Annotated in this window: 12 protein-coding genes; 10 read left to right on the forward strand and 2 right to left on the reverse strand. The window is 31.6% G+C overall.

Annotated elements, in window-relative coordinates; all coding sequences use genetic code 11:
* Window positions 1-87: 87 nt before the first annotated feature.
* The 3 genes from VLB80_00185 (at window position 88) to VLB80_00195 (ending at window position 5,369) form a co-directional block, all read left to right on the forward strand.
* Window positions 88-3,468, forward strand: coding sequence for a hypothetical protein (locus VLB80_00185; GenBank protein HSC24621.1), 3,381 nt, complete (start codon window positions 88-90; stop codon window positions 3,466-3,468).
* A gap of 120 nt (window positions 3,469-3,588) precedes the next feature.
* Window positions 3,589-4,017: a hypothetical protein gene (locus tag VLB80_00190; GenBank protein ID HSC24622.1), complete on the forward strand. Its 429-nt coding sequence runs from the start codon at window positions 3,589-3,591 to the stop codon at window positions 4,015-4,017.
* A 38-nt stretch (window positions 4,018-4,055) separates the two neighbouring features.
* The gene (locus VLB80_00195; protein ID HSC24623.1) at window positions 4,056-5,369 is read left to right on the forward strand and encodes a hypothetical protein; all 1,314 of its coding nucleotides are present in this window, start codon (window positions 4,056-4,058) and stop codon (window positions 5,367-5,369) included.
* Window positions 5,370-5,439: 70 nt separating this feature from the next.
* On the opposite strand, the gene VLB80_00200 is transcribed toward VLB80_00195, so the two are convergent.
* Window positions 5,440-7,050, reverse strand: coding sequence for a hypothetical protein (locus tag VLB80_00200; protein HSC24624.1), 1,611 nt, complete (start codon window positions 7,048-7,050; stop codon window positions 5,440-5,442).
* A gap of 285 nt (window positions 7,051-7,335) precedes the next feature.
* Between VLB80_00200 and VLB80_00205 the strand changes: the two genes are divergently transcribed.
* The 5 genes from VLB80_00205 to VLB80_00225 all read left to right on the forward strand — a co-directional run bounded on the left by VLB80_00205 (window position 7,336) and on the right by VLB80_00225 (window position 14,247).
* Window positions 7,336-8,406 (forward strand): hypothetical protein, encoded by a 1,071-nt coding sequence (locus VLB80_00205; protein ID HSC24625.1) that lies wholly within the window; start codon window positions 7,336-7,338, stop codon window positions 8,404-8,406.
* Between the two features lie 312 nt (window positions 8,407-8,718).
* Window positions 8,719-9,060: an RNA-binding protein gene (locus VLB80_00210; GenBank protein ID HSC24626.1), complete on the forward strand. Its 342-nt coding sequence runs from the start codon at window positions 8,719-8,721 to the stop codon at window positions 9,058-9,060.
* A gap of 234 nt (window positions 9,061-9,294) precedes the next feature.
* Window positions 9,295-9,633, forward strand: a complete 339-nt coding sequence (locus VLB80_00215) for an RNA-binding protein (GenBank protein HSC24627.1) — start codon at window positions 9,295-9,297, stop codon at window positions 9,631-9,633.
* 347 nt (window positions 9,634-9,980) lie between these two features.
* Entirely contained in the window at window positions 9,981-11,222 is a 1,242-nt protein-coding gene (locus tag VLB80_00220) for an urea ABC transporter substrate-binding protein (protein HSC24628.1), read from the forward strand.
* Entirely contained in the window at window positions 11,203-14,247 is a 3,045-nt protein-coding gene (locus tag VLB80_00225; GenBank protein ID HSC24629.1) for a cache domain-containing protein, read from the forward strand. Before VLB80_00220 ends, VLB80_00225 begins: the two co-directional genes overlap by 20 nt.
* 33 nt (window positions 14,248-14,280) lie before the next feature.
* Here VLB80_00225 and VLB80_00230 read toward each other — a convergent pair whose 3' ends face one another.
* Entirely contained in the window at window positions 14,281-15,555 is a 1,275-nt protein-coding gene (locus VLB80_00230) for a GIY-YIG nuclease family protein (GenBank protein ID HSC24630.1), read from the reverse strand.
* A 184-nt stretch (window positions 15,556-15,739) separates the two neighbouring features.
* Between VLB80_00230 and VLB80_00235 the strand changes: the two genes are divergently transcribed.
* Window positions 15,740-16,933, forward strand: a complete 1,194-nt coding sequence (locus tag VLB80_00235; GenBank protein HSC24631.1) for a M23 family metallopeptidase — start codon at window positions 15,740-15,742, stop codon at window positions 16,931-16,933.
* Between the two features lie 25 nt (window positions 16,934-16,958).
* Complete coding sequence (locus VLB80_00240; protein ID HSC24632.1) at window positions 16,959-17,534, forward strand: hypothetical protein; 576 nt, start codon at window positions 16,959-16,961, stop codon at window positions 17,532-17,534.
* Window positions 17,535-17,545 lie beyond the last annotated feature (11 nt).

Raw genomic sequence — 17,545 nt, forward strand, 5'->3', positions numbered from 1 at the left:
AATTAGCGTTTATTGAATTTGACACCATGAAAAGTATATATTTTAAAGAAAGGTAGGCATACAACATATAAAATAGGTGATGATGTGATGCAATATAAAATACGCATGATTACATTATTATTTATTACTCTATTCACGATTATTTCATATGGAATGATGACAAGACCAGCTAAATCTGTACGGAAAATTGGTAGAAATATAACACAAGAAATAGGCAAAGAAAGTCTTTCAAAAATACCTTCATCACAGACATATGTATTGCCACAAACAAAAACAACACCTCCATTAAAGCCTACTCATCAACCAACTTCATCATCTTTTCAAAAATCAACGATACCTCTATCTAGTGATATCAAACCTAGTAGACAACCAGATTATTTCCAAATACCCGCAGGTGATCAGGAGCCTAGTAATATCAAACCTATAAATATAGCGGAATTAAACAAAAACATATCACGTTACGAAGACCTCGTTAAAAAACTTAAAACTGATTACACATTGCCTATAACGCTATTAAATGAATATAACAAGGTAATTAATTTTTTTGAGAGCGGTAACATTATCAAACAAAATCACATAGACGCTTTAGAAAAAAGTCTTAAAAAAATAGAAGCGAATTTATTACTTCAATCTGAAGTTACAAACTACAAAAAAATTATTGAAAATGCTCAAAACCTCGGTCAATCGCCAGACGCTTTAAAAAAATATCAGGATATAATTAAGAATATTAATAAGAAATCAGAAATCTTTTCATTAAAAGAAATAAAAGAATTTAAAGATGCCTTCTTGCAAGAAGAAGAAACAGTACACCAATTAGAACAACAAAAAGAAGCTGATGCACAAGAAAAACAAGCTGCTAGTGAAAAATTAGAAGCGGCAGTAAAAGCAGCTGAAACCAAGGCTGCTGAAGAACTTGAATTAAAAAGAATCAAGGAAGAAACAGAGAAAATTAAGCAACAGGAACAAGCACAAACATTGCTAGAAGCTAAAAAAGCTGAATTAGAAGAAATCGCTGCAAAGGCTGAATCGGAAAGAATAACCGCAGAAAAAGAACAACAAGAAAAACAGTTGGCTGAGCAAAAAGCTCGTGAACTTGCCGAAGCTGAAAAAGCAAAACAAAAAAAACAATTAGCTGAAAGAGAAGCTTCTGAAAAAAAATTACAAGAAAAATTAGCGTTAGAGCAAGCCGAACAAACAAAAATAGAAGATGAAATGAGTAATTTACTCCGACAAACAGAGAGAGAAATAGCTGAGACAGATCTTACTGAAAAGAATCTAATTGAAACTCAAAATCTCGAGCAACTTCAAAAAGAAAAAAAGGAATTAGAATCACAAATAATCGAAGATGAAAAAAACTTACGACAACTTCAAGCTGAACGAGAGCAATCACGTCAAATAATAGAAAAAGCAAAAAAAACTATAGACGCAGAAATTGCTTCCACAGAGCAGCAACTTGAACAAGAAAGAATCGTTCAGGAACAAGAACAACAACGACAATCTGCTACACGCAATCAAGAATTAGAAAGGATACGAAATGAATTAGCACAAGCTAATCGTGAAGTCTTACAAGTAGAACAAGAAGCACAAATAATACAAGAGCTTGAAAAGCAAATTGCTAATATTGAAAATATTAGACAAGAAATAGCACAACGCAAAGATGTCACTCAAAAAAAATTCGCTGAAGAGCAACAAACAATAGAGAAAGAACTGCAGAACTTTGAGAAATCTGAACTACAAAAAGCTGAAGAAAAGAAAAATTTGATTGAACAACAACATGCAGAAATGAAAGCTGCGCAAGAAGCTGAGTTTCAACAAGCAAACCAAGAACTGGCTGCAGAAGAAACAAAGTTAGCTCAGCAATTAACTGAAATACAACAGAAAAAGGAACAAACAGCTCAAGAAGTTGCCAAAATAAAAGCAGAAGCTGAAGAAGCTACGGCAGAAGCAACCCAAGCAGAACAATCAGCGGAAAAAGCCCGCAATGCAACTAAATTAAAAGAAGAACGAGCTATTGCTGAAAAGATCGAAGCTGAAAAAATATCTACTGAAAAAGCTGAATTAGCTGAGCAACAAGCTCTTGCGCAAGAACAATCAATAGAAGCTTTGCGGAAAAAAGCTCTTGAAGAGGCGCAGCAAGCTTCATTAAAAAGACAGAATATTGAAGAAGAAAGAACTATCAAAGAACTTGCTGATAAAGAACAACAGGCAAAAGAATTAGCTGAGCAACAAGAATTACAATTGCCCGAGCAACCTGAAAGAATCAAAGACATTGCTCAACAACAATTGGAAGAACAGCGAATCCAGCAGGCTCAAGAATCTTCTCAACAAAAAGCTGAATTAACTGAGCAACAAGCTCTTGCGCAAGAACAATCAATAGAAGCTTTGCGGAAAAAAGCTCTTGAAGAGGCGCAGCAAGCTTCACTAAAAAGAGAAAATATTGAAGAAGCAAGAACTCTCAAAGAACTTGCTGATAAAGAACAACAAGAAAAACAGTTGGCTGAACAAAAAGATCGTGAACTCGCCGAAAAAGAAGCTGCTGAGAAAGCTCAATTAGAGAGATTAAAAGCTGATAAAGAAAAAAAGGACAGAGAAAAACAAGAAAAGGAAAAGGAAAAAAAAGAAAAAGAACCTGAAGGAGGAGATGATCGTAATATTATTAAAAAAAATAAACCAATAATACAACCAAAAAATACACCCAAAACAATTGAATCTTCTCAGGAAAAACCATTCATTACACCGGAGCTTCTTGTCAATGCACCTAGATCATCAAATTCATTACAAGAAATTAGCCTTAACCCTCTACCTGTAGACGAAACTAAGTCAGTAATTGATACATTGATCAAGCCACAGCAATCAATAAAAACTGCTACATTGCCAATAATTACACCTAAAACCATCGCGCTACCTCAAATACAACCCAATCAAACAATACCCACTAGCCCAACACAAGCGCAAGAAACACAACCTCAAATATTATCTGAAGTTTCTTTACAACAAGCAGCTCCTGTTGGTGCAAAAAAAGCCGCAACCAAAGCTGCTCCCCAATCGCCACGACCATTTACACCATCAGTATCAGCTCCTTCGACCTTCACGACTTCTATAAACACCGGAATACCAAAAGGCACTCTTGCGACAAACTATAAACAACCAGAAATAGGAAAAAAACCTGAGCTACCTCCTACGCCATCCAAAGAACAAAAACCAATTGAAGCAACAAAAGCTCCAAAAACAATACAAGCACAGGATATAACCTGGTGGGAGAGAATTTTACCAAAATGGATAGTACAATATTTAGGCCGAAAGGATCGAATAATAAAAACAACACAAAAAGAAATCGCAACTGAGGCTACTTCAATCACCAATAAGCCGTTAGATAAAGCGAAATCTAAAGAAAATATAATAATACATACCATCAAAAATATTACGACCAACATTGTCGATTCTATCAAACAATTATTTGGTTTTTAAACCATATCATACATTTCTAATTTCTGTCACAAAAAACGTTGCAAAAGTATTGCTATTATAAAACTATTTATGCAATTATAAAAATAGTAATAATATTGTATATAAAAAAAGGAGCTGTGTATGAAATTTTTTAAGGGCATGTTAGCCATTGTCGCATTATTTGCTATAGAATCTGTTAGTGCAAGATCAAGATTATCTGACACAACGCCTTATACTCCAACACCATCAGCGCCAGAAAGAGACATGCCAAAACCGCAAGCAAAATCATATGCTGCACTCGTAAATGAAATTAAAAATGAAAAGAGTGAAAATGTATGGGATGCTAATAAAAAAATAATAAAAAACACATTTGCTGATAAAATAGGTGAAGCTGCACTTGCAGTTCCAATGGCAATATCTCAGCTAGATGCATTATTAATTATTGCAAAAGATTATCATGTACCATTTACCAATGATCAAAATGAAAATATTAATATTCTTAATAAATTGGCTCAACAAAGAAGTGATATAGAAAATTGGTTTAAAATAGGTATAGAGAAAAATAGGTAAAAATTATTGACTATTATATAACAATAAGGAAATTAATTATGAAATTTTTTAAGGGAATGCTGGCAATTATAGTATTATTTGGTATTAGTTCTATAGATGCAAGATCAAGAGATGTTGTAGGTACACCAGAAAAGCCAATTGATGAGAAAAAACCAATTAATAAAGAAAAACCAGAGCAAGTTCCTCCTACCTTGCAAAAAAAATCATATCCTATATTACGCAATGAAATAAAAAGTATGACTAAAAATAAAGTCTTAAACAGTGATTCAACAGCATTTGCTGAACCATTTATTAAATTCATGAAAGATAATGTAATCGCATCAAAGCTTTCACCAATTGAAATAGAATCTTTGCTTCAAGCAGGTATAAGTTTCCATGCAACATGGGACACCAATCAGCAAAATAGTAGAAATCAATTAGCTAAACTGAACTTAGAGATAGCAAGAATAAGTCAAGAACTTACCGGTAAAAAATCGCCTGAAGAACAATCATCTATTAAAGAATTTTACGATCCAAAATTAGGGCTTTTAAAACAGGACTATTTGACTAAACGTGTAAATGAAAAGATAACTGAAGCTGGAGAATGGGGAATAACTGCAGAAAAAATAGCAACTTTATTAATGGAAGAATTATCTCCTCAACTTATTAAAATATGGTTTGATAACAAATCAGGAAATCCTCAGGCATTGCAGCTAAGGCAAATGCGACAAATTGAAGAAATCGCAACCGATGAATTAGCAAAACAACCTAAGCCTACGAAACCAACCCAGTCTGCATTAATATTATATGATCAATGGGAAAATAAATTTAATACAGATAATATAAAAAAACGCATGATGCAACTGACAGGAAAAGGTTATAATATAGCTGAAGTTAAAGCTCAACTACGAGAAGATTTAAAGGTAGAAATGGGTTCTGAATGGTGGAATAAAAACAGAAATGAAATACTTCCACTCATCAAACAATTAGATTCGGAAATAGACAGTCAAATTCAAAAACAAGGAAAGCAACCAGAAGAAGTACCAATAAATATGGATGAACTTTTTAATCCAGCTAAGCCAAAATTGGAAGCTGTCCTACAAAAAGATATTGAAAACTATATAGATATATTATTAACAACGAACAAGACTCCGATAAGCATATATATAAATAACCCGAATGAATATAAACAAGGCGGCGCAACAGAAACTTTAAAAGATCTTATAGACATAATGAAAAAACAATTTGCTAATCTTGATAAACAGACGTTAGCTCAATTATTTACAACTAAATTATCGGTACTATTGACCAATCTCAACGATCAACAAAAGTCTGAACTTAACAATATTATTAAACAAGAATTTAATAAGTAAAATCTAAAAAGAGGGATCATTGATATTAGATTATATCAATGATCCCTCTTTTTTAAAGACCTTTAATGCGTTAAAAAGATACACCTGATTTCACCCATAAAATCCATCGACGCGGAGCTGCATCATTATTTTTTGAGAATGTGTAAGATGCGCCGAAATTACCAAATAATGGATATTCTCTTTCTTGCAAATGGAATCCAAGTGTACCATACAGCGTATTAGTTAGTATTGCCGGTGTTGCTGCCGAATTAAGATCAATATCTGTTGCTTGAATAACAACAGTTTCAAAATTATCAACAGGTACAGGAATTAACGTAACTGTCGGCGCTGCGCCTACCTGCAAACTGCTAACAACTTGTTCATAAAATGGACTACCATTTATGGTGCGAATTGGATTAGTAGTACCATTACCATTAAAATGTTTTAATGCTGCAACTGGCTGCCATGGACAATCTAGTTCCACTTTTTCAGCTCGTTTTGCAAGGAAATTATACCCAACTTCGCCTTGAAATTTTCCACACGAGAAAATGAATGCCGTATTAATATCATGAGTTAATCCTGGTGTTACTTTTACTTCTTGTGTAAATACATTAATACCAGGAGTTGAATTATTCATAGCAAATAATGGATTAGTTCCTTTAAGCGCGTCTGCTTGAGTTGCTTCTTCTTGTGTAGCATAGACGGGTAAATAACGGCTCCATGGTCTATTTTTTAAATCAAAAGAACGCACTTGTTCTTTTCTAAATAATAGCTCAGTATGATTTGCAAGTTCGTAACGAATATTTTTATCACCGGCTTCATTATTCCAGATTTCTAGTCCTAAACAGCTACCAAACATCACACCAAAATATTTACCGCGACCAACAATTGGTTCAAAAACAAATTCACCTTCATTTCTGTTACCTGTCGGTATAACAAGACCCAAATATGATTCCATGTGTGCAGGCTCATGCTGCAACCATTCGTAACCAACTTTAAATTCAATATCGCCAAGACCGGTTTTTTTCATTGAACATGCCGATATTTTACCGAATTCCCATGCAGTTTGCGTAAATGCTTCCGTCATATTTGCAACAACCACATCATTTGCTGCCTCATTTGCACCACCGCCATCATTAATCACTTTTTCAAAAAAATTCATATCATTTTTAACATGTTGTATAGGCGCAGAAACACTCAACCAAAAACCTCTTCCACTATCATGATTTTTCCAAAAACTTTGTCGATAATGCATACCAAACCCTATAACGCTTTGTTGAGGTTCGATAGTAATGGTACTTTCAAAATTTCCATTAACCGTGAAAACATTAAAATCTTGGGCTAATAGATTTTTCTTCACCGCAAATCCCGGAGCATCTGCAGCAGGACCGTCTTCTGCAGCAATTAATGATTCTTGAGCATCAGGAAAAAAATAACGCGCTAAATCATCGCCATTAGTTGTACGGCTGCCAAAAAAAACTGCTTGAAATGCGCCACCCCAACCATCTTCACGCATCTGATTACGATCATTACGAAAACCTGAGACCATTTCAGGAGACTGAGATACAAATAACGGATGAATTGCTAATGTTGTCTTACTTGTTGCTTCTAATCGAGAACTATCATTATCACAATCAGCATGAATTGATACAGAAACTGCAGCACTAATTGATAAGAAGATTAATAATTTATTATGCTTCATCTTTTTCCTTTTTTGTCTTTTAAACTACTCTTAGATACATCTTGTATTGTTTACCATGGATATATGCATCAAGTCAATTTTTTTTAGCTCACAATCCTACATAAACAATGCTAAAGTAAAGTGAAAATTTCTACTTTTTTTACTCATAAATAGAAATTTTTCATTTCGCACAACAAAAAACTGCCATATTTTCTATACATCTAACGCTTCTTACAATATGCTATATGTTATATTAATTACATTAAGAAAGCTTAATAAGTAAAAACGTCTTCAAGAAAGGTTGCCATGAGTTACACAATAAAAAAAATTACTACAATGTTTATCTTGCTATCGACATTCCAATTATCCTTATTAGCACAAGATATTAATGTTGGTTCATTCCTCAAAACACCAAATAATTTAACAATTAGTAATGTAACAGTAAAAGCTGATGAAAAAACAAACAATATTAACATTGGTAGCCATGGCACTGTTGTGGGAAATGTAATTATAAGCGGAGTAAATATTACAAGTGACAGGAACAGTAGCACAAATATTGGTTGCAATTTGTATGTCGGCCCCAAAGATCCTGATCATGAAGGTAAAACACATAAAGAAATAATGGAAATGGAGAAGAATAAAGCACTTGCCAAAATAGCAAGAACAAAATTCGATCGAACAGAAACTTCATACATAGGAACATTTTCTTCAAATAATAGCAATATTTCCCCTTCGAATATATTTAAATTATCAACCTTTGAGAGATCTACTGATAATCCAAATATAGCTGCTATTACTTTCGAACAGAATAATAATTATAAAACAGAAGGCAGTAACATCTATAATTATAATATGCAAAAAAAAGGCTTAACCATAAGTGTAGAGAATATAAATAATTATAATTCTCAATGCCATAAATATCTATTGCTCTACAAAAAAAATGATATACAAAGCAATGATATATCATACTGTATATTTTGCCCTACTTCTCTAATAAATATTCAAAAACAACCTTTATCACAACAATCAACATCTTCAAATAATAATGTTAGGAATCAAAAAGGAATATATCGTAATACTATAATAAAAAACAATATTCCTGTATATGATTTGATTGACATTAAGCATTTTGAAACATATAGCATTATTGAGCACAGTGGAAGTGATGATGAGATCAGGATATCAATTGACGACCGAACGAAAAAACCTTTCACAGGATTTCTTGGAGTATATGATGGTGGTTCAGACAGTCCTAATTTTTACATAAAAGGTGATTTTCCTGCATATAACCCTGAAGTAATAAGCAACGATGACAAAACGTGTACAAAAAAATCTCAACCACAAGAAGAAACTCAATCAAAAAAAAAACTATATTAAACAAAAAAGTAACTAAAGAAGAAGCAGGACGTGCATTTACTACTGCTTTTTATTATGTGAAAAATAATCCTTTTTTAATTGGCGGCATTAGCATTATGTCACTATCTATTCTCGCCATCTTGGTAAAAGCATACACATTTAAATCTTAAAAATTTACTAAAAAAAAGGATATATTTTCTAAGGACCTGCTGGCTTTTTAAATATTCCCTTGCAAATATGTTTTTATTTTGATAAATTATAAGTGTTTAATTGTTTATTTGGCCAATAAACGGTATTAGTTATTTGTTTTATTTTTTTATTAAAGTGATGTTTATGAACATTTATGTTGGAAATCTTCCTTATTCTGCTACAGAAAATTCAATGCGCGATCTTTTTGAAGGTTACGGAACAGTAACAACTTCAAAAATTGTTACTGATAAATTCACTGGATCATCTCGTGGTTTTGGCTTTATTGAAATGCCAAATGACGACGAAGCTCAAAAAGCTATTGATGAACTCAATGGAAAAGAGTTTGAAGGTCGTAAAATAGTTGTAAATGAATCTCGTCCACGCGAAACAACTGGTGGTTATAACCGCGCTCCTCGTCGTGAAGGCGGATATAACAATGGTGGCCGTGACGGTGGTCGTGATGGTGGAAGAAACTCTCGCTACTAATCGATTTTTTATGCTGTATTAAAACACAAAAGAAGGTCATATATGTACTATATGACCTTCTTTTGTAAAAAATTATTTTCTTATAATTCAAATGCTACGACAACAATTAACCCCTTTATTTAAAATAAATCTTGTTGTAGCTTTTTTTATATGTTAAACTATAAGTGTAATAGATATTTATTGGCCAATAAATAATTTAAGTAATTGTTTTATTTTTACTAGAGTGATTTTTTTATGAATATTTATCTTGGAAATTTGTCCTATTCAGCAACAGAGAATTCAATCAAAGATCTTTTTGAAGGTTACGGAGCAGTAACAACAGCTAAAATTGTTACTGATAAATTCACTGGTTCATCACGTGGTTTTGGTTTTGTTGAAATGCCAAATGATGATGAAGCTCAAAGAGCTATCGCTGAACTGAATGGCAAAGAATTTGAAGGTCGCAAAATAGTTGTTAATGAATCTCGCCCACGTGAAACCACTGGTAGAGATAACCGCGCTCCTCGTCGTGAAGGTGGTTATAATAATAATCGTGATGGTGGCCGTGATGGCGGAAGAAATTCTCGCTATTAATCGATTTTCACACTAACGTATTTAGATTAATAAAAAGACAAAGTTTGTACAATGTACAAACTTTGTCTTTTTATTTTGAAATTTAAAAACACAACAACAAGATTTACCAATATTCCTCTATTAGACCATTTTTTTATGTAAGATGCCAGGAAATGAATTAACATGACAACTACGAGACATATATAAAAAAATCGTAAAAAATTTAATTATAGCTCATGTCCATATACCATTATTTTTAAGACAAAACCCGTATATAAAAAATATGGGTTTTGTCTATATTCTTGACTTTTTCTATCGGCAACGCATACCATTTTTATACATTCAAAAAAAAAAAAGATATGGGATCAATGACAAAAAAATGGTATTTTATAGTATTAATATCCGCGATATGTACCCTATGCCTTATATGGTATTTTATTATTTCATTTGCTCAACAAAAAACCATTAAAGTAGGTATTTTACATTCACTAACAGGTGATCTAGCTATCAGCGAACGCCCCGTTGCCGAAGCCACACTTCTTGCAATAAAAGAAATTAATGCTACTGGAGGAATTCTTGGAAAAAAAATAGAACCTTTACTTATTGATGGTGCATCTGATGAAAATGTATTTGCTGCTCAAGCGCATTATCTTATAACACAAGAAAAGGTCGTTGTAATTTTTGGATGTTGGACTTCACCAAGTAGAATTATGGTAAAAAATATTGTCGAGCAATACAATTCTCTTTTATTCTATCCAGTACAATTTGAAGGTCTTGAAAATTCACACAATGTCGTCTATACCAGCTCAAATCCAAATCAGCAAGTTATTCCAGGGGTTACTTGGTGTTTACAACATCTTGGAACAAAATTTTTTCTTGTAGGCAGCGACTTAATCATGCATGCGATAATTAAAGATATTGTATATGCTTACGGTGGAAAAATTGTTGGAGAAGAATATCTTGCCCTTAAGAATAAAAATGTTAATCATATTGTAGAAAAAATTATTGCAACACAGCCTGATGTTATTTTAAACAACATTGAGGGTGAATCAAACCTTATTTTTTTTAATGAATTACGTAAGCAAAAAATAACTCCTGAAAAAATACCCTCCATGTCATTTAGTGTATCCGAACCAGAATTACGTGAATTTAATATTGATTCAATGACGGGAGATTATGCAACATGGAATTACTTTGAAAGTATTGATAGTATCGAAAATAAAAATTTTGTAAAAAAAATTAAAGAAGCATTTGGCAAAGATCATCCCGTTGATGATGCAATGGAAGCAGCGTATTATGGTGTTTATTTATGGAAGCAAGCAGTAGAAAAAGCACAGTCAACAAACACTGATCTCGTTCGAATTTCACTCTACAACCAAGCATTTAATGCTCCACAAGGAATAATTCATGTTGCAGAAAATTCATTACAGATGTGGCAATTTACACGGGTCGGAAAAATACGATCTGACAAAAAATTTACTATTTTGTGGAGCTCTAAAAAAGCAATACAACCTATGGCTTATCCTCCAACAAGAACGAAAGAAGAATGGGATATAGCACGTACGAAATTAATTGAAGAAGAGAAAAAAAATGACAAAAAAAATAGTTAATGGGACCTCACTAGTAGTATGTATTATTACCTGTGGCGCTTTTTTATTTTATAACTATTTATACTATTCCATTATACCTAGCTATCAAAAAAAATTACTAACTATGGTTAATAATCGCGCAGATGAAATAACCGCTTATCTTAATGAACAAGAAAACAATGCATTACATCTATCCCAAGATGCAATTGTTATTGACGCGTTAAGCAATACTTTTATTTCAGAATCTCAATCACTTAATGCTGCAATATTATCACATAAAGAGCATATGGGGTTTAAAGACATATTGCTTGTTAATAAAGATAAAACCATTATCTTCTCAGTAGCAAAAAAAAATCTCATTGGTATAAAAATTAATCAAAATAATCATGATAATTCAGCATTGGAAGAATCATATGAACGCGCAACAATGACATTAACTAATGATTTTTCTGATTTTAGTTTTAATGAATTACTTCAAGAATCTGCATTATTTATAACTATTCCGATTCTCAAAGAAAAAAAATTTATTGGAGCCTTAATTTATCAACTAAATCAGGAAAAAATATATCTAATAACAAATCAATATATTGGCCTCGGCAAAACCGGTGAAGCTGCTATTGCAAAAAAAGAAGGCGCTTATGCAATTTTCCTTTCACCAACACGCAATGACCCAGATTTAGCATTCAAAAAAAGAATACTGTTCACTGATCCACCACTTACTATCCAAGCGAGCATCCTGGGACAAGAAGGTTCTGGCACAGCCTTAGATTATCGAGATAAAAAAGTGATAGGGGCATGGAAATTTGTTCCTAAACTTGATTGGGGCATACTGGTAAAAATCGATCTCGATGAAGTAGCAGAACCAATTAATATCGCATATAAAATTCTAACTTATTGTCTTATTATTTTTCTTCTGTCACTATTATTTAATCTTTACTTTTTTTACCCAACTATAAGAAAAAAATTAAAAACTATCAATGATTCTTCACCCTATAATAAAATTCCTTCGTTTATAAAAAATCCGCTTTTTATAATCATGATAATTGCTTTTGGATTTACAATAAAAAATATTATCCAATGCATACAGCAACAATCATACACCATTGAAAAAGCAAAAAATCAAGCAATAAAAATCGTCTCAAAAAATGCCGATATCATTGAAACAATACTTACAAAAATAAGCTCTACTGCTCAATTTATCGCTGATGATTTAAAAACAGGATATTTAACAAAAGATACTATTACAAAACGTATTGAAAGAGATTTAGCAGAAAATAACATTATACTTGATATAACGGTGCTTTTTTCACCCTATCATTACGATACAAATACAGAATTATATTTAGAATCAACATCACTTAACACGATAAAAGATAAAAATGTATTTACCAATACATGGTATACTCAAGCTATTGCAAAGGGAACAACATGGATTATCAACCAAAATCACAGTGGCCAACAATCCCATTCAACAGCAACATATGCTTGTTCATTTTTCAATAAAAAAAATGAACCACAAGGTGTTATTGCAATTACTTACTCGCTTGACTCTCTATTAAACATAGCAGAATACAGCAATATTGGTAACACCGGTTATTCAGTATTGATGGACGATAACGGTTCATTTATTTTTCATCCTACACAATCTCTTGTTCAAACAAAAACAACGTTATTACAATATGCACAAAAAAAAGGAAACGAAGAACTTGCAATTATTGCGCAAAAAGTTATTAATGGTAATCCTCTTATGGCATCATATTTATCAGAGTTAACAAGGGAACGGTGTTGGATTTATACACAACCAATAAAAATTAATAACTGGATAATTGGTTCTTTATTTTCAGAAGATGAAATTGGTTTATCAACAGAAAAAATTCGACATTACTATTTTTGGATACTTATATGGGTAACGCTAGCATCACTATTATTATCTGTTTGTTTATGGCAAAATAACAAAATCTCATTGATATATTATCTTTTTACCGTTAACGCTCTACTTATTCTTGCACTTATAACTACATGGTACATAATAAAAAAAACATCTACTATACGCAGAGAAACAAGAACTATTATTACCGATCAATCAAATCTTAATAAATTTTTAAATAATTTAGAAGATGAAGCTAATCGCAAACATGAACCAGCTCCAATTAATATCCCCTGTGGAATCTTGCTTTATTCACTCAGCATTACTGATACGGATCATATCACTGTTTCTGGTTATATTTGGAATAAATACAACAAAAAATTTGCTAAAAATATTAGTCATGGCATGGAATTACCTCAAGCAACAAGAATGAGTTTTGGTAAGCCAATCAGTTCACAGTCAGACAATCAGGCAGAAACAATAACATGGAATATACAAGGACTATTATTTCAAGATCATAATTACACAAGATACCCCTTTGATCAACAACATATACGGATAATATTAGAACATCGAGATATTGAAAAAACCATTATATTAACACCAGATTTAGTCGCTTATAAAAAAATAAGCCCAGAATCATTACCAGGACTAGATAAAGAGTTTTCTCTTGCTGGGTTTACCGTAGAACAAACTTTTTTTGAATATCATCAAATTGATCCTACTGCAAATTTTGGTTTTAAAAACTATGGAAAAACAACCGATAACTACCAATTAGTGTATAACGCTATCATGAATCGTAACTTATTAAATCCATTTATCATTTATCTACTCCCATTACTTGTTATCCTTTTTTCACTTTTTTCCACATTATTGCTTACTAAAAAAACTACAGAGCCGCTTGCAATTTTTGGTGGCTACACTGGTCTATTCTTTGCTCTCATTGTTTTGCAACGATCGCTACGTGAACAGCATCCGACAGGAGAAACACTCTATATGGAATATGCGTTTTTTTATACTTACATATCAATTATTTTACTTATTATGCATACAATTTTAATGTATTATTATAAACAATGGAAACCATATCAAAATATCTCTATCTATTATATGAAAATTCTATTCTGGCCTTTTCAATGCATATCATGGCTCATAACAACACTTATAATATTTTACTAGTTGTATAACCATATGATTTATATACAATTTTTATTATGTTATTAGTCCTTTGCTTCTTTTTTTTCGATGGTAATTGATTGCAAAATGATGCGCATAATCACGTAATGCAATAAGTAATTTACCAACATTAGTATGTATATCAAGTTGTATGCCATCAGAAAACTGTCGTCCATAAAGAGTTTCTTCTCGTTTTGCTAAACTAATGATAAATGCATGTGGCAAAACATAATATGCTGCATTTAATTGTCCTTTACCGCCATCAATAAGTATTAAATCAGGAATATTATCAGGAATTTTATAGCGACGTTGTATAATTTCTTGGAGAGCAGCATAATCATTTTGCTCAATTAATGTTTTAATTTTAAAATGACGAAACATATGTTTTTCGGGTTTTCCATCAGTAAAACGAACACATGAACCGACAATGCTCTTACTTTGAAAATGCGAAATATCAAAACAATCAATTGTACGTATAGGTAAAGAAACTCCAAGAAATTTTTGTAATTCACTGTTAATTGAATTATCTATTTCTAATGAATATGGATGCGGTGTACTAGCAACAAATATATCCGTTGCGAACTTATCTGCGGTAAAATGCATATTTAGTGTAGTAAATATAGTATCAATATTTTGTAAATAATGATTAAGATGACGTGCTTTCTCAAAAGCGAATAATGCATTGTATTGTGCCATTTTATTTTTAATATTTTGTATAAAATTATGCTGATTATTTTTTAATGCTTCTTGTGCAAGAGTCATGCGAAAACAATAATCAGCGCTATTAAAATCTGGTTTACAACTACCTGCACAATTACCAATATGATAATCAAGACAACCAAGTTCAATATTTTTATTACATACATTCAAATTAAAAGTCTGCATTAAAAAGTGATATGTTTTACGCGCAGGACCTTTTTGTACAAATGGACCAAAATATATTCCTTTTTTCTTTTTATTGCGAACTAATTCAATGGTTGGTATAGCATTTGTAGTAAATAAGATATACAAAAATGGTTGTCCCTCTTTAAGTAATACATTGAATTTTGGTTTATATTTCTGTACCAACTCAGCCTCCAACAACAAACTTTCAGTTTCTGTTGGAGTAAGAATATAATCAACATTATGATGCTCATCAATTAACTGTTTGATTTTCCAGTTACTAGTATATTTTTGAAAGTAAGAGTTAACTCTGTTGTGTAAATTTTTTGCTTTACCAATATAAATAATATTTCCCTGAGTGTCTTTAAATAGATAAACACCAGTTAATTTTGGAATAATTATTTCGGATTGCTTTATTTTCTTATTCATATTATGAGTATACCAAACCATTCCAACATTGACAAGTAGAAATTTTAAACTATAAATTACTATTTTTTTAGAAGATTTTCTATAATAATTACCTATAAACCGTTTTAGTTTTTACCTTAATCGTAAAAATAATTATACTAACATACAACTATCACATTAATTTATTTTGATATTTGAGGTATTTATGATTTCTTTACGACATATCCCTAAAGTTTTTTTACTTATTATTACCGTATGGATTGGTTGGCAGTTATATGGCTATTTCTTAGATGCTACCTATCCATCAGTTATAATTAATGGCATTAATGAAGATTGTTATTACTCAGGCGATATTCGATGCATAGTTCAATCTGATAAAACTGGTGATCTTTCATTATCACTCAACAATCATGTTTTAGTTTCTAATACAAGAATTAAAGCGGGACAACAAGGACATTCTTTTATTATTTCTTCAAAAACAGTAAATAATGGTCAACATATTTTAAATGCTGAGTTTACTGATACAACTTTCAAGCAAAATAAGGTCACTTTACAACGAAATTTTTATATTGATAATTCACCATTACAAGCAGTGTTAATTAAAACAGGCTCTCCTTATAAGGTATTTCAAGGAAGAACATTACATATTCAATTACAAGTTAATAAAGATGTAAAACAAGTATTTATCAATACTCTTTCGCGAACTTTTGAATGCTTTCCTGAAGCTAAACATTCAAAAATATATGAATGCTTTATCCCAATTGAATGCGAAGAACAACCTAATGAATACCTCTTTTCTGTTGTTATAGAAGATAAAATTGGCAATAAGCTTCATCTTGATAGCAAATTTCAGGTTGTTGTCTATCCTTTTAAAAAGGAAGTTATCACAGTAACTGCTAATAAAGTCAGAGAAGAAAAATCTTTGGGAAAAGATGGCAAAAATTTAGAAGATGAAATCAATCAATTATCACTACAATCACCAAAAGTAAAGTTATGGCGAGGTACATTTTGTACGCCAATTGATATTCAGCGCATTACCTGCGATTACGGAACAATTCGTACGACACAACACAAAGGGCGTTATGCACATAAAGCAATTGATGTAATTAATATGCCGCGCAGTGTCGTCTGGGCTCCACAAGATGGTATTGTCGTAATGAAGGATAGATTTGCACCAAGTGGAAATACTATTATTATTGATCATGGTCTTGGTATTTTGTCACTATTTTATCATTTAGAAGATTTTGCCGACATTGAAGTTGGACAAAAAATTACTCAAGGAAATCCAATTGGCACTATCGGTAAAACTGGATTTGCTACAGGTTATCACCTTCACTGGGAAATGCGCATAAACAATATTCCCGTTGACCCATTACAATGGACTAAAATGTTTTTATAGATCATAAAAAAAGGAAGCAAAAATAATGTATTTTATTCCTCGCAATAATAAAATCTATAGTTATATTGCACATACAAGTTCACAACGTCGTTATGGAGTAACATTAATAGCAATAAGTATGTTTTTTATTATTGGAATATACATACTCTATTACTCATTAACGAACCATATTGCATTGTTAAAATTGGAATACATAGTATTGCAAAAAAAACATACTGAATTAATTCATGTAGATAAAGGCAATTTAGAATTACATAAACTTATAGAATTAGGAAAAAAAAATATTAATCAGCATATAATTTTACCTGAAATGTATACAGAATATTGTCACAAACAAATGTTATTTATATTGAACCTTCTCAATGAACTTAACATCATGCTCAATGGTTATGGGTCCTGTCAAGAAATAGTTAAGGATTGGTATACAAAAGATATAGTACATTTTGAAACTAATGGTTCTTTTCAGAATTTAATGATTTTTTTAGAAACAATAAAAAATTCCCATAAAATGATTGTAATTCCCCAAATCAACATTAGCAGACTGCCTGATAATCAATTTAAAATGAATCTTGATGCTGAATTGATCATGATTAAAAAATAAAAATCCCTTCA

Source organism: Candidatus Babeliales bacterium, from assembly GCA_035455925.1.
Taxonomy (GTDB): Bacteria; Babelota; Babeliae; order Babelales; family Vermiphilaceae; genus SOIL31.

Bases quoted from the DNA above. Each gene is read 5' to 3' on its own strand.
- VLB80_00190 (HSC24622.1), top strand. From the start codon at position 3,589: ATGAAATTTTTTAAGGGCATGTTAGCCATTGTCGCATTATTTGCTATA.
- VLB80_00210 (HSC24626.1), top strand. From the start codon at position 8,719: ATGAACATTTATGTTGGAAATCTTCCTTATTCTGCTACAGAAAATTCA.
- VLB80_00235 (HSC24631.1), top strand. From the start codon at position 15,740: ATGATTTCTTTACGACATATCCCTAAAGTTTTTTTACTTATTATTACC.
- VLB80_00195 (HSC24623.1), top strand. From the start codon at position 4,056: ATGAAATTTTTTAAGGGAATGCTGGCAATTATAGTATTATTTGGTATT.
- VLB80_00230 (HSC24630.1), bottom strand. From the start codon at position 15,555: ATGAATAAGAAAATAAAGCAATCCGAAATAATTATTCCAAAATTAACT.
- VLB80_00220 (HSC24628.1), top strand. From the start codon at position 9,981: ATGACAAAAAAATGGTATTTTATAGTATTAATATCCGCGATATGTACC.
- VLB80_00185 (HSC24621.1), top strand. From the start codon at position 88: ATGCAATATAAAATACGCATGATTACATTATTATTTATTACTCTATTC.
- VLB80_00240 (HSC24632.1), top strand. From the start codon at position 16,959: ATGTATTTTATTCCTCGCAATAATAAAATCTATAGTTATATTGCACAT.
- VLB80_00215 (HSC24627.1), top strand. From the start codon at position 9,295: ATGAATATTTATCTTGGAAATTTGTCCTATTCAGCAACAGAGAATTCA.
- VLB80_00225 (HSC24629.1), top strand. From the start codon at position 11,203: ATGACAAAAAAAATAGTTAATGGGACCTCACTAGTAGTATGTATTATT.
- VLB80_00205 (HSC24625.1), top strand. From the start codon at position 7,336: ATGAGTTACACAATAAAAAAAATTACTACAATGTTTATCTTGCTATCG.
- VLB80_00200 (HSC24624.1), bottom strand. From the start codon at position 7,050: ATGAAGCATAATAAATTATTAATCTTCTTATCAATTAGTGCTGCAGTT.